Here is a 13,303-nt window from a genome sequence, read left to right as displayed (position 1 = left end):
CGCAATCATCACGAAGCTATAAGCGTCGTGCATCTGCAACAGCAAGAATCTGAACGGACAGAATCCCCCCAACAAATTGTCATTACTGCATATTCATCATACACGCAGCAACTAATAAAAAAAGACAGCTTATTGCACATAGGTAAATTGAAAATGGGCCATACCAACAACTGTGAGAAATGACTCCTTTCGGTGCCCGTGGCTCCTTTGTCGCGGCAGCGACCGTCAGCCTCGCAGAGCAAGATGCCGTCGAGCCGCAGGCGAGTAAGGGGCGGTGTTGGAGGCCCTAGCTGCGTAGCAGCGTAGGCCTACAACACACATCTTGCCGTACTGCTTCATGCGATTCTATGCGACTAGAGCAGAATCGCCAGTAAAATATGGCGTAATCGCGTACATTCGCGCTAATTCGCATACATTCGCGTAGCATCGCATTAATCAATTCTTCTAATCGCATAGAATCGCGTACATTCGCATAAAAACGCGTTTCCGAATGAGTTCATGAGCATCAAGGACGGACTGACACCCAAATGAGGGGGCTTTGAGAGACCATCAACTAGACCAGCCAAATCTAAGTCTTGTAAATTGCTCGACTCGGGTGAGAACATAGCCTCCGTTTACGCGCTTTTTTCGAAACTCGATCATCAAGAAACAACGGAGTAATCATGGCACGAAAAACCCTCGCAGAGCGCCGTTCTGATGCCCTTTCGGAGCTTGAAATGGCGAAAGCCAGATTGGCAAAACTCGACAATGAGGCAGCAGAAAGAATCGGAAGAATTGCAATAAAGTCAGGATTGGTTAATCTTGAGCTGACGGACGATCAAGTCCGGGAAGAATTCGACAAAATAGTGGAAAGGATCAGCAAGGGGAATTGATCATGAAGACAGCTCACCGCATCAGCGCATTGGCCAATCAACTCAACGAACTGCAAGCCTGCCTCGGTCGAGCCAGTGGGCGGCCTAGCAAGAGCGTTATGGAAGCCCAGCGCATAGCGGCCGAGCTGGCTTCTTTACTCGAAGATTGGCACCTTGAAACGCTACACATCCCTGAACCGGAGCGTGACCTCTATCGCGTACAGAATCCCTATTACACGGCCCACTGACGCCGCGCACCGCCTTATCAAAAGCTCACTTCGGTGGGCTTTTTTTTATCCGCAAAACGTATCAAAACGGACAGCCAAGCCCCGTCCGCTCGTCAAGAAAAACGCGATCAAAATCATACTGTTGAGAAACAATCTGTGAAGATTGGCGGACAGTTTACGGACATAAATCATTGAATTTTATGCGGATACAAGATTATCCGCATATTTAAAACCGCTCCATATCGGTCAATAATCAAACCTCGGACGATGACAAAATGAGGTATTCGGTATGGAAATGGAATCGCAAAAAACGTCGACTTATGCCGCCCGAAAATTCGGTCGAGGCGCGGCGCTCGCTCTGGCAATGGCAAGCGCAGGCCTTGGTGTAAGTCTCTACATGGCACCGGCTCCGGCCTATGCCATCTACTGCTCGAACTGCTCGACGTTCTATCAGCAGATGTACGAGTACGCCGAAGCGGTCAACACGCAACTAAACACCGCGCAGCAGTTGCAGACGCAGATCCAGCAGTACGACAACATGATTAAGCAGGGCATGTCACTGCCCAGCCGCATGTTCAACACCATCACTGGCGACCTTCAGCGTGTAGTGAGCGTCTATAGCTCGGCGCAATCGCTCGGCCGTAACATTAGCAATCTAGATGAACAGTTCCGCCAACAGTTCAAGGGCTATGACAGCTATCTGAACTCGATTGGCCAAGGACAGAACAACATTCCGCAGCGCTATCGGGATTGGTCGAAATCCGGCTTCGATAACGCCCGCACGGCCTTGCAGGCCGCAGGCGTAAATACCAGCACTTTCGGCGATGAAAACGCAATGCTGGATCAGTTGGTAAACCGTTCGCAGTCGGCCGTTGGTCGGCAGCAGGCCATTCAAGCAGGGAACGAGATTGCGGCGCAGAATGTGCAGCAGCTCCAGAAGCTGCGCGATCTGGTGGCCACACAAATCACCCTGCAAGGCAACTACATGGCGCAGCAAAACGAACGACAGTCCGTTAGCGATGCCTCCGAACAGCAATTCCGCAGCCGTGAAAATACACGCGGCCCGTCTGAGGGGTTCTAACCATGATGATTTCTAAGGCGCTGATTGCCGCCCTCTGCCTCGTCTCGGCCCTTGGTGGGTCGGCAATGACGGCCGTAGTCGTCACGAACACCGCCGCGCCGGAATGCGCAGCGGTCGGCAATGGCCATCAGGATGACCAATTCCGCAGCCGCCCAAACACTCGCGGCCCGTCTGAGGGGTTCTGACTATGCGACGTTCAACCGTTTTCGCACTTGTCGGCGCGGCGCTCTTGCTATCTGCAACTAGTGCGATGGCTGCCGGGGTCGATTTGGCGCAGAGCAACACGTCTATGAACAGCCTTCTGCGGCTGATTCAGAACGCTTCAAACCAATGGGCACCGCGCCTGCATGACTACGCCTTGTGGCTCTTGGGATGCCTTGCCGTCATCCAGTTAGTTTGGACTTTTGCTCCTTTGGTCATACGCGGAGCTGAACTGGGAGACATCCTCCATGAGCTGGTGAAATTCATCCTCGTGATAGGGTTCTTCTATGCGATGCTCGAGCACGCGACCGAGTGGGGCGGGGCCATCGTCAACAGCTTCCGGCAGGCTGGGGCGCACGCGGCAGGGTTGGGTAGTGCGGAGCTGATGCCGGGGGATATGTTCTCAACTGCTGTGGACTTTTCACGGCAGGTGCTGACGGCCGGTGTGTCGATGTTTAGCCCAATCACATCGGTTGTAGTGGCCGTGTCTGCATTGATCGTTCTAATGTGCTTTACGTTCATAGCGGCTCTGGTGTTCGTGACGCTCGTAGAGGTCTACGTCATTATCAATGCCGCCGTCCTGTTCATGGGTTTCGGTGGCTCTCAATGGACACGCGAATATGCACTGGCTCCCATTCGCTATGCCGTTGCAGTAGGTGCCAAGCTGTTTGTCCTGACTCTGATTGTGGGGCTGATCATGCAGGTTTCCGCAGAATGGTCGGCAGCCTACACCAACGACGAAGCGTCGTTGATGACCTTGGTCGGCCTGTCTTTGGTGTGCGCCTACCTGACCAAAACCATCCCTGAACTGATCGGCGGCATGATTAGCGGCACGTCGATGGGCGGCGGCTCTGCAATTGGGGGCATGGCCGCAGCCGGTGCAGCCGGTGCGGCGGCCGCAATCGCTACTGTTGCAACAGCAGGGGCAGCAGCCCCGGCTGCTGGAGCACTAGGAGCCGCGGGAACTGGCGGAGGCGCTGCCAGTGCCGCGGGTGGTGGACTGGCCTCCGCATTGAACGCCAGCATGGCAGGCGGCAGTACCGCAGGAGGCATCGGTGGTGCGACGGGCGTCGGCAGTGCTGGAATTGGCGCAACCACAGGAGGGAGCAGCGGTGCGACCGCAAAGGCCGCAGGTTCTCGCGTCGGGGGTGGTGCCGCGTCAGGATCGGCGAATCCAGTGTCGGCGGCCGCTTCGCCTGCTAGCCAAGAATCAGGCAGCGGCTTGAAGCAAGCCGCCAAACAGGTCGGAAAAGCTGCGAAGGGTGGTGACGACGATATGGATCAGCAAGCCGTCGCGCAGCAACGGCAGATGACACCAAAAGAAGGGACTGGCGGCAACGGCAAGGCTGTTGCGCAGGGCGCCGAGGTGGCCACACGGGCGCTTGGCGTGCTGGGCGCTATCAGCGTACCCGGCATGGAAAGCTCCCACGGGCTTTCGCTCGGGGGCACCGGATCTCCCCCTCCAGTCCCCGGCGGTGACAGTCCAACGCCTGACGACGGCGCTGAGCCGACTGCACAAGCGGAATCCAACATTATTCGTCCGACATCGGACACCACTAGCACCGGAGACGTCGGCGCGCTCAATGTGCCCGGCATGGCTTCTAATGTTAACTCTCAATCGGAGGCGTAATCATGATGAACGATATATTTTTTGGCCTGATGATGCTCGGCGGCTTTTTTGGTCTCGGTATTGGTATGTGGGCGCTTGGCCAATGGCTGCGACGCAAAGGCTTCGGTCCGCAGCTCGATGCACTGGATAAGCAATACACGGCACTACAGCATCGTGTGAACCGATTGTCTCTGCCTGCCGCTGCGCATTTTTACGGCGGCATGGGTATGCTTAATCGCATGCCACTGTTCGGCAGCAAGAATCAGGTAGTACTGGTAGAGCGTGTGAGAATGGCCATCCTTCAGATGGAAGAGGAAGAACGGCAGCGAGTCAGGGGCATCAATCGCTGACGCGCACAGCCAGCTCCATCACCCACAACCCCGCCTGAGTGCGGGGTTTTGTTTTCCTACCGTTGCTTCTCCGTCTATTACACACCGAAAAAACGGCCTGTATCGCCCTATGAGAAGTTTTCACACATGACAGCCACAACCCGTTTCGACACTGAAAAAACGCCGCCACGGCCCATACGGGAGGAATTTTGGACGCTTTCGCAGGCCGTTAGAGGCCTTATGCCGGTTTTGGCCCTGCCCTTCCCTTTTTGGTGCCTGATGTCTTTTTGCCGGTTTCAACGGCTCGACCAGGTGCTACGACCGGTGGGTAATCCACGGAACTAACCGCATCGACGACGGCAGGCCCGCCCTACCTTTTTTGATGCCCAACGGCCGTAGGCCGACCAAGAGCAGCAAGCGATGAGCTGCGCCATCAAGGTGCGGCGCTTAGCGCGGATGTTGGAGATTCTTAGAGAATCTTGGATGGAATTTGCGAACAGCCCGCAAAGGCCCGCCGTTGCTGGGTTTTCAGAAACTGGCCGGGTGCCGTTAAACAGGGGGTTGGGTACTGTTAAACAGGGGGTGGGGTGCCATTAAACAGGGGGAGCAGCGTTACGGTCGGATGCCTTGGGTCGCCCGTTTCCCATTTGCCCTTAGCGTACTCGTCCAGCCTCCAACCCACGGCAGCAAGCTCGGCCAGCGCCTTGGGGCGGAGCGAACGCCTTTCATGAGGGAGGGGAGCTGCCGCGAAGTGGTGGGAACCCCGCAGGGGGCCACGCTTTTGGATCGTGGCGCGATTTCGCACGAATAGGAGTTCCGAACTAACGGATGGGGGCCATCGACTTATGCACAGGCAAAAGGGTTTTAAACAGTTTTATATATAGTTTTAAAAGATTTAGCGTAAAAATAAGGAGGTTTAATCTTTTAATTCAATGAATTACGCGCGACGCCGGTTCCTAATAGACGGATACCGGTTCCTAATAGACGGCGAAACGGTTCCTAATAGACGGTTTCAGGTTCCTAATAGACACTCTATCCACAGCGTGACGGGTTGTTCCCACTTTGTCCGTCAACTGTCCGTCAATCAAAATGAAAAAAGCCCGCAACGGGGCTCTTTTGCGATCTCACTCACCGTCTATTAGGAACCGCCCAGCGGTTCCGACGAGGAATTGCGGTGCCTCATGACCAGTAGAGGGCCATCCTTCCCCGCTTCTTCGCACAAGGCATATTCAGGCAGGTCATCGGCTTTGATGATCCCGCGAAGTAAGAAACAGAATTTTTTGAACGAGCCACCGCTTCCACTGCGTTCGTAAAGGGTCTTGAAAGCCCATTTAGCGCTATCCCTGCCTGCGGCACGGCGAGCCAGTCGGTAGATAAAGCGTCCTATGCCCGGCTCGATCAGAAAGTAGTCCCGGTGTACTGTAAGTACCTCCGGCCGCTTGCCCTCGGTGACTTCTCGATAAATCCACTCCGGGGCTTCAATCTCGACAGAACTTATCTTCTTGGTGTCCGTGCGTGACAGAACACGATAGCGCGCGATCAGCCCCTCGGCTTCGGTTGTCCGGAACTTGCCGCTTTCGCGCACTGTCTTGATGGTAGTGCCCCGCAACCGATCTAGCGCGGCTTCCACTCCCTTAACCTGACTACTACCGTTACCACGTCGGGCAAATCTGAGGATGTCGCTAACATGCAGCCGAAACACTCTCCCCGGCTTGCCACCCTTTCCTTCTCGATAGCGGTTCATAGCATCGGTCAAGTGAGACACCATCATCAGCACAATGTCGTAGTCCCAAACGGAGGCCATTCCGTGCGCTCCTGCGGACACTTCCACGTATCCATCCGGCAGGTCGTAGCGGATCAGTTCTCCGGCTCGCTTGTCCTTCTTGGATAAACGGAACACGGCCACATCCATGACGCTGCGATTGTCGCGGCCGCCCACGTCATAGAGGCTGGGCGCAAAAAAATCTGGCTGAGCGTCGCCTTGTGGAGGCTTGCGGACAAGTGACAACGCTTTGTCCCGCTCTTTTGCCCTTTCCATCTGTTCATGCACGGTCGAGACGTTAGACGGTCTACCGCGTTCAGCAGCCGGAGTTCGGTCACTGTTCCGCTTCCTGATATTTTCAAGGCGTTCCAGTAGCCCGCCAGAGTCGCCTATTACCGCGCCTATGGGCTTAAGACCGCTGTTTCGGCTACTCATGCACGGCCCAACCGGAGCTGTATTAAGCCCAGTACAAGCGGTCTACTCGTAAATGTCGCCTGCAAGTTGGCCGCCACAATTCAGGCCCCCATTCCGGGACGAGGGGCCGGGCTGGAATGTTTGCACGCATCAATCCATGCCTCGACCTCCGCCAAATCCCACACGACCTTGCGGCTACTGAGCGCAATGCGCTGAGGAAATTTCCCCTGCTTTTCAAAGTTGTAGATCGTGCGCTCGCACAGCGGAATCATCTCCAGCAGTTGCTTTTTGCTAATGAGAACTTTACTTGCTCTCCTTAATTCTTTTTCCACACCGAATACCTCGTTTTGTCATCATCCGAGGTTTAATTATTGCTACACAATTCCGGAAAATTCCAGCATCTACGATCATATTTTTTCAATTAAATCAATCGCTTATCGTCCAAAAACCCAACGTTTGACGGACAATCTTGATAACGCAAACCGCTGTTTTAATTAGGTTTGCAATAGGCACTTAAAGCCAATTTATCGCGTCCGGGAATTCATACGTTTTGCGGACAAAAAAAAGCCCACCGAAGTGGGCATTTCGCGACAAAATACAGGTCTCAAGGCTCCGAATCAGTTCTTGGGGCGGGTCTTCCTGATTGTCCACTCGTCGATCATGTCGGCCCAATCTTGGAGCATCGCCCGGCGCTGATCGCGGTACTCGGCCTTGTTGTAGATGGCACGAACGCCCTTCTGTTCGTGCGCAAGGCACTTCTCGATCCAGTCGGTGTTATAGCCCGCCTCATGCAACAGCGTGCTGGCCGTACGCCGCAAATCGTGCGGCCCAAACTTGCCGAGCGAGTGCCCTTCCTTCTGGGCCAGCCGATAGGTGAGGGTAAGCACCTGATTGAGCGTTGCGCTGCTCATCGGCAAGTCTGAGTCATAACGTGATGGCAGAACGTACTCCGAACCGCCGGCGAAGGTCTTCAGTGCTATGAAAATATCCAGCGCCTGCCTCGACAGGAACACCAAATGGGGATTGCGGCGCTTCATCCGCTCCTTGGGGATTGTCCAGAGCGCGTCGGTGAAATTGATTTCGTTCCACGTTGCGTTGGTCAGTTCGCTTTTGCGAACCATCGTTAGCAACAGCAGCTTGGCAGCCGCGCGGATCGAAGGTGTGGTGCCAATGCGCTCCATGTACTGGTACATCAAGCCAATTTCATCTGGCGTCAGTGCTCGATCTCGTGGCTCAAACTTGGCGATAGTTGACGGGCGCACCAGATCGGCCGGATTCTCAACCTTCTGTCCGCGTTCGATAGCCCAGCGGAAGACCTGCATCATAATTTCGCGGCAAAGCACGGCCGTTGATGGCCTGCCTTGTTCTACGATGGCATCAGTAAGCGCCCGCAAGTCCTCGTGGGTAATTTCTATCAGTTTCCTGTTGCTGAATTTCGGCTTTAGCTCTCGCTCGTATGTTCCACGGCGCATGTCGCGGGTGGAATCTGCCATTTGATAGCCGCGCAACCACTTCTCGGCCCACGCGCCGAATGTCTCAGCATCCTTGACGCGGGCTTTGTCTCGTGCCTTCTCCTTGGCTGGAGATTTTCCTGAGGCGATCATCTTCTTGGCTTCGCCCAGCCGTTCGCGGGCTTCCGCTAGCGTGATCCCTCCGACACCGTAGCGGCCGAAGGTGATGGTCTCTTGCCTGCCGTGGATCGAGTAGTTGTAGCGGAACGAAATCGAACCCGCAGGGGTGACGGCCACGTAGAGGCCGTCACGGTCATTCACTTTGTAGAGCTTGTCCTTTGGCTTGAGGTTGCGCAGCTTGGTATCAGTCAGCATGGTCGGGTTGGGTTTCCTCTCAAAAATACCATGCTCAAAAAACCCCGCACATTCCATAAAAAACCATTACAGAACAATGCGTTATATGAATTCAATACCATGATTACTCCATCAGGAGCAACATGGTATCGATTGCTGAACATGGCATCAGGTTCAAATCGTACCATCTACCATGCCATAGAAACCGGGTGCTTGGCGATGCGAAAATTTGCCAGACTGTGCCAAGCCAATAATGAAAAAAGCCCGCAGTTACGCGGGCTTATAGGTGTTTTAGTGCTCTTTGATGCCGGTCGATGCCGGACGCAGGATCACTCCCACTCGATCGTTGCTGGCGGCTTACCGCTGATGTCATACACCACGCGGGAAATGCCGTTCACTTCGTTGATAATGCGGTTGGACACGCGGCCCAGGAAGTCATACGGCAGGTGCGCCCAGTGTGCGGTCATAAAGTCGATGGTTTCGACGGCACGCAGGGAAACAACCCAGTCGTACTTACGGCCATCGCCCATAACGCCTACGGAACGAACCGGCAGGAACACGGTGAACGCCTGGCTCACTTTGTTGTACAGATCAGCTTTGTGCAGTTCTTCAATGAAGATAGCATCCGCACGACGCAGCAGGTCGCAGTACTCTTTCTTCACTTCGCCCAGCACGCGAACACCAAGGCCCGGCCCCGGGAACGGGTGACGGTAGAGCATGTCGTACGGCAGGCCGAGTTCCAGGCCAATTTTGCGCACTTCATCTTTGAACAGTTCGCGCAGCGGTTCGACCAGGCCCATCTTCATCTCTTTCGGCAGGCCGCCCACGTTGTGGTGAGATTTGATGACGTGTGCTTTACCGGTGGCAGAGGCCGCAGATTCGATAACGTCTGGATAGATAGTGCCCTGCGCCAGCCATTTCACATCTTCCAGTTTCAGCGCTTCTTCGTCGAACACTTCAACGAAAACTCGACCGATGATTTTACGTTTCGCTTCCGGGTCATTCTCGCCAGCCAGTGCGTCGAGGAAGCGTTGCTCGCCTTCAACGTGAACAATATTCAGGCCAAAGTGGTCGCCAAACATGTCCATCACCTGCTGCGCTTCATTCAGACGCAGCAGGCCGTTATCGACAAAGACACAGGTCAGGTTTTTGCCGATTGCGCGGTGCAGCAACATCGCGGTGACAGACGAATCCACGCCGCCGGAGAGGCCGAGAATCACTTTGTCATCGCCAACCTGCTCGCGGATGCGGGCTACAGCGTCGTCGATAATTTTTGCCGGTGTCCACAGCGCTTCACACTGGCAGATATCGCGAACAAAACGCTCAAGCATACGCATGCCCTGACGGGTATGAGTCACTTCCGGGTGGAACTGCACGCCGTAGAAGCGTTTTTCTTCGTTCGCCATAATCGCGAACGGACAGGTTTCAGTGCTGGCAACAGTGACGAAGTCAGCCGGGATCGCGGTGACTTTGTCGCCGTGGCTCATCCAGACATCCAGCAGCGGTTTGCCTTCCGGCGTCAGGGAGTCTTCGATACCGCGCACCAGCGCGCTGTCGGTCAGCACTTCAACCTGCGCGTAGCCGAATTCACGCTCAGAAGAGCCTTCCACATGGCCGCCAAGCTGCATGGCCATGGTCTGCATGCCATAGCACACGCCGAATACCGGTACGCCCGCTTCGAAGACATACTGCGGTGCACGCGGGCTGTTTTCTTCAGTGGTGCTTTCCGGGCCGCCGGAAAGAATGATGCCGCTTGGATTGAATTCACGGATTTGTGCTTCAGTAACATCCCACGCCCACAGCTCACAGTAGACGCCCAGCTCACGTACGCGACGAGCAACCAGTTGGGTGTACTGAGAACCGAAATCGAGAATAAGAATGCGATGCTTATGAATATTGTCTGTCATTTGACGATTGTTCCGAGGCAAGTGAAACAGAGTAAATAAATCGCCCGACGCGGAGTCGGGCGAAGAAAATCAGGAACCCAGACGGTAGTTCGGGGATTCTTTAGTGATGGTCACGTCGTGAACGTGGCTTTCCTGAATGCCCGCACCGCTGATGCGTACGAATTCAGCTTTAGTACGCAGCAGGTCAATCGTACCACAACCGGTCAGGCCCATACAGGAGCGCAGGCCGCCCATCTGCTGGTGGATGATCTCTTTCAGGCGACCTTTGTAAGCCACGCGGCCTTCGATACCTTCCGGTACCAGTTTGTCGGCGGCGTTATCGCTCTGGAAGTAACGGTCAGAAGACCCTTTGGACATCGCTCCCAGGGAGCCCATCCCACGATAAGACTTGTAAGAACGGCCCTGGTAGAGCTCAATTTCACCCGGGGATTCTTCAGTACCGGCCAGCATGGAACCGACCATAACGGCGGCTGCACCTGCGGCGATGGCTTTGGCAATATCACCGGAGAAACGAATACCGCCGTCGGCGATAACCGGGATACCGGTGCCTTCCAGCGCTTCAACCGCGTCGGAAACCGCGGTGATCTGCGGAACACCTACACCGGTAACAATACGGGTAGTACAGATGGAGCCTGGACCGATACCTACTTTAACCGCGCTGCAACCCGCCTCAGCCAGTGCGCGAGCGCCTGCGCCCGTTGCAACGTTACCGCCGATGATTTGCAGGTCAGGATATTTTGCACGGGTTTCACGAATACGTTGCAGAACGCCTTCGGAGTGGCCGTGTGAGGAGTCAATCAGCAGGACGTCAACGCCTGCGGCAACCAGCGCATCAACACGCTCTTCGTTACCCGCGCCCGCGCCAACCGCCGCGCCTACGCGCAGACGGCCATGTTCGTCTTTACAGGCATTCGGTTTACGTTCTGCTTTCTGGAAATCTTTAACGGTGATCATGCCGCGCAGATGGAAGCTGTCGTCAACAACCAGCGCTTTTTCAACGCGTTTTTCGTGCATTTTCGCCAGAACCACTTCGCGGGTTTCACCTTCACGCACAGTAACCAGACGCTCTTTCGGCGTCATGTAAACGCTGACCGGCTGGCTGAGGTCTGTCACGAAACGCACATCACGACCGGTGATGATCCCCACCAGCTCATAGTCTTCGGTCACAACCGGGTAACCGGCAAAACCGTTGCGCTCGGTCAGCTCTTTCACTTCGCGAAGCGTCGTGGTCGGCAGAACGGTCTGCGGGTCGGTGACAATACCGGATTCATGTTTCTTCACGCGCTTCACTTCTTCAGCCTGACGCTCGATAGACATGTTTTTGTGGATAAAGCCGATGCCGCCTTCCTGCGCCAGCGCGATAGCCAGGCGAGCTTCAGTCACGGTGTCCATTGCCGCAGAGAGCATAGGAATATTCAGGCGAATAGTTTTCGTCAGTTGGGTGCTGAGGTCAGCAGTATTCGGCAGAACGGTGGAATGAGCGGGAACAAGGAGGACGTCGTCAAACGTCAGAGCTTCTTTAGCGATACGTAGCATGGGCAATATCTCGACCAGAGTGGTTAATAAATATTGCCGTGGCATTATACAGAGCGTAATCGGTTGCATCCACCTTTTTTTGCAAATAATGCTTGCGCTCCCCGGTCAGCACGTTACTATCGATTGAATAACCTGCTGATTTAAAGTTTGATCTCGCTCACATGTTACCATCTCAATCCCCCGCAATTTTTACGGTTAGTCGCCTGAATCAGACCGTCCGTTTGCTGCTTGAGCAGGAGATGGGACAAGTGTGGATCAGCGGCGAAATTTCTAACTTTAGCCAGCCCTCTTCCGGGCACTGGTACTTTACCCTCAAAGACGATACCGCCCAGGTGCGCTGTGCAATGTTCCGCAACAGCAATCGCCGGGTGACCTTTCGCCCGCAGCACGGGCAACAGGTTTTAGTTCGCGCAAATATTACGCTCTACGAGCCGCGCGGCGACTACCAGATAATCGTCGAGAGCATGCAACCTGCCGGTGAAGGTTTGTTGCAACAAAAGTACGAACAGCTTAAAGCGAAGCTGCAGGCAGAAGGGTTGTTCGACCAGCAACTGAAGAAACCACTTCCCTCTCCTGCGCACTGCGTGGGTGTCATCACTTCAAAAACCGGTGCCGCACTCCACGATATTTTGCACGTGTTAAAACGTCGCGACCCTTCCCTGCCGGTGATTATTTACCCTACTGCCGTTCAGGGCGATGATGCACCAGGGCAAATCGTTCGCGCCATTGAGCTGGCGAACCTGCGCAACGAGTGCGATGTGTTAATTGTTGGACGCGGGGGCGGCTCGCTGGAAGATTTATGGAGCTTTAACGACGAACGGGTCGCGCGCGCGATTTTTGCCAGCCGCATCCCGGTGGTCAGCGCTGTTGGGCATGAAACGGATGTGACCATTGCCGACTTTGTGGCCGATTTGCGCGCGCCCACACCGTCTGCGGCCGCCGAGGTCGTGAGCCGCAATCAGCAAGAGTTGTTGCGTCAGGTGCAATCTGCGCAGCAGCGTCTGGAAATGGCAATGGATTATTACCTCGCCAACCGTACGCGTCGCTTCACACAGATTCATCATCGGTTACAACAGCAGCATCCACAATTAAGGCTGGCGCGTCAGCAGACCACACTCGAACGTCTGCAGAAGCGGATGCGTTTTGCGCTGGAAAACCAGTTAAAGCGGGCGGGTCAGCAACAGCAACGCCTTAGCCAGCGCCTGAATAATCAAAATCCGCAACCGCGGATCCATCGCGCACAAACGCGCATTCAACAAGTTGAGTTTCGCCTTGCAGAGTCTCTTCGCGCCCAACTCAGCGCCACGCGCGAACGCTTTGGTAATGCGGTCACGCACCTCGAAGCGGTAAGCCCGCTCTCAACCCTCGCACGCGGATATAGCGTTACCAGTGCCGCGGACGGGGCGGTGCTAAAACAGGTGAAGCAGGTAAAAGCAGGCGATACCCTGACGACTCGACTGAATGATGGCGTGGTGATAAGCCAGGTCAGCGCCGTCACCCGCACGCGGAAGTCACGTAAGAAAACAACGAATCCATAAGCCTGGTCATATCTCTCTACATCGCATCCGGCACAGTAACCAC

At 55.1% G+C, this 13,303-nt stretch carries 12 protein-coding genes; 6 read left to right on the top strand and 6 right to left on the bottom strand.

The features are described from left to right. Positions 1 to 662 precede the first annotated feature (662 nt). The 5 genes from ACOXYR_RS04675 (at position 663) to ACOXYR_RS04655 (ending at position 4,319) form a co-directional block, all read left to right on the top strand. Positions 663 to 872 carry a TraC family protein gene (locus tag ACOXYR_RS04675; protein ID WP_000101767.1) on the top strand — a complete coding sequence of 70 codons (210 nt, stop codon included), beginning with the start codon at positions 663 to 665 and terminating at the stop codon, positions 870 to 872. A gap of 2 nt (positions 873 to 874) precedes the next feature. Continuing rightward, positions 875 to 1,099, top strand: coding sequence for a hypothetical protein (locus tag ACOXYR_RS04670; RefSeq protein ID WP_045325992.1), 225 nt, complete (start codon positions 875 to 877; stop codon positions 1,097 to 1,099). A gap of 268 nt (positions 1,100 to 1,367) precedes the next feature. Beyond that, entirely contained in the window at positions 1,368 to 2,159 is a 792-nt protein-coding gene (gene trbJ / locus ACOXYR_RS04665) for a P-type conjugative transfer protein TrbJ (protein ID WP_045325993.1), read from the top strand. A 187-nt stretch (positions 2,160 to 2,346) separates the two neighbouring features. Beyond that, complete coding sequence (gene trbL, locus ACOXYR_RS04660; RefSeq protein WP_421355745.1) at positions 2,347 to 3,990, top strand: P-type conjugative transfer protein TrbL; 1,644 nt, start codon at positions 2,347 to 2,349, stop codon at positions 3,988 to 3,990. Positions 3,991 to 3,992: 2 nt separating this feature from the next. Continuing rightward, positions 3,993 to 4,319: a hypothetical protein gene (locus tag ACOXYR_RS04655; protein WP_421355744.1), complete on the top strand. Its 327-nt coding sequence runs from the start codon at positions 3,993 to 3,995 to the stop codon at positions 4,317 to 4,319. Between the two features lie 550 nt (positions 4,320 to 4,869). On the opposite strand, the gene ACOXYR_RS04650 is transcribed toward ACOXYR_RS04655, so the two are convergent. The 6 genes from ACOXYR_RS04650 to guaB form a co-directional block, all read right to left on the bottom strand. Further along, positions 4,870 to 4,980: a hypothetical protein gene (locus ACOXYR_RS04650; RefSeq protein WP_421355743.1), complete on the bottom strand. Its 111-nt coding sequence runs from the start codon at positions 4,978 to 4,980 to the stop codon at positions 4,870 to 4,872. A 456-nt stretch (positions 4,981 to 5,436) separates the two neighbouring features. Continuing rightward, positions 5,437 to 6,495 (bottom strand): replication initiator protein A, encoded by a 1,059-nt coding sequence (locus ACOXYR_RS04645; protein WP_045325999.1) that lies wholly within the window; start codon positions 6,493 to 6,495, stop codon positions 5,437 to 5,439. A gap of 80 nt (positions 6,496 to 6,575) precedes the next feature. Then, on the bottom strand, positions 6,576 to 6,806 hold the full coding sequence (locus ACOXYR_RS04640; protein ID WP_000410046.1) for a helix-turn-helix transcriptional regulator: 231 nt from the start codon (positions 6,804 to 6,806) through the stop codon (positions 6,576 to 6,578). A 285-nt stretch (positions 6,807 to 7,091) separates the two neighbouring features. Beyond that, positions 7,092 to 8,300 (bottom strand): tyrosine-type recombinase/integrase, encoded by a 1,209-nt coding sequence (locus ACOXYR_RS04635; protein WP_045326133.1) that lies wholly within the window; start codon positions 8,298 to 8,300, stop codon positions 7,092 to 7,094. Between the two features lie 308 nt (positions 8,301 to 8,608). After that, on the bottom strand, positions 8,609 to 10,186 hold the full coding sequence (guaA, locus tag ACOXYR_RS04630; protein ID WP_108473410.1) for a glutamine-hydrolyzing GMP synthase: 1,578 nt from the start codon (positions 10,184 to 10,186) through the stop codon (positions 8,609 to 8,611). Between the two features lie 69 nt (positions 10,187 to 10,255). Continuing rightward, the gene (gene guaB / locus ACOXYR_RS04625; RefSeq protein WP_108473409.1) at positions 10,256 to 11,722 is read right to left on the bottom strand and encodes an IMP dehydrogenase; all 1,467 of its coding nucleotides are present in this window, start codon (positions 11,720 to 11,722) and stop codon (positions 10,256 to 10,258) included. Between the two features lie 161 nt (positions 11,723 to 11,883). Here guaB and xseA point away from each other — a divergent pair, with 161 nt between their 5' ends. After that, on the top strand, positions 11,884 to 13,260 hold the full coding sequence (xseA, locus tag ACOXYR_RS04620) for an exodeoxyribonuclease VII large subunit (protein WP_350436139.1): 1,377 nt from the start codon (positions 11,884 to 11,886) through the stop codon (positions 13,258 to 13,260). Positions 13,261 to 13,303: the final 43 nt, after the last annotated feature.

The sequence above is a fragment of the Pseudocitrobacter faecalis genome (assembly GCF_965231525.1).
GTDB classification, from domain to species: Bacteria; Pseudomonadota; Gammaproteobacteria; order Enterobacterales; family Enterobacteriaceae; genus Pseudocitrobacter; species Pseudocitrobacter faecalis.
This window is presented reverse-complemented; position numbering and strand designations above follow the sequence as displayed.

Coding starts and splice junctions, on each gene's coding strand:
- ACOXYR_RS04675 (WP_000101767.1), top strand. CDS start 663: ATGGCACGAAAAACCCTCGCAGAGCGCCGTTCTGATGCCCTTTCGGAG.
- ACOXYR_RS04670 (WP_045325992.1), top strand. CDS start 875: ATGAAGACAGCTCACCGCATCAGCGCATTGGCCAATCAACTCAACGAA.
- trbJ (WP_045325993.1), top strand. CDS start 1,368: ATGGAAATGGAATCGCAAAAAACGTCGACTTATGCCGCCCGAAAATTC.
- trbL (WP_421355745.1), top strand. CDS start 2,347: ATGCGACGTTCAACCGTTTTCGCACTTGTCGGCGCGGCGCTCTTGCTA.
- ACOXYR_RS04655 (WP_421355744.1), top strand. CDS start 3,993: ATGATGAACGATATATTTTTTGGCCTGATGATGCTCGGCGGCTTTTTT.
- ACOXYR_RS04645 (WP_045325999.1), bottom strand. CDS start 6,495: ATGAGTAGCCGAAACAGCGGTCTTAAGCCCATAGGCGCGGTAATAGGC.
- ACOXYR_RS04635 (WP_045326133.1), bottom strand. CDS start 8,300: ATGCTGACTGATACCAAGCTGCGCAACCTCAAGCCAAAGGACAAGCTC.
- guaA (WP_108473410.1), bottom strand. CDS start 10,186: ATGACAGACAATATTCATAAGCATCGCATTCTTATTCTCGATTTCGGT.
- guaB (WP_108473409.1), bottom strand. CDS start 11,722: ATGCTACGTATCGCTAAAGAAGCTCTGACGTTTGACGACGTCCTCCTT.
- xseA (WP_350436139.1), top strand. CDS start 11,884: ATGTTACCATCTCAATCCCCCGCAATTTTTACGGTTAGTCGCCTGAAT.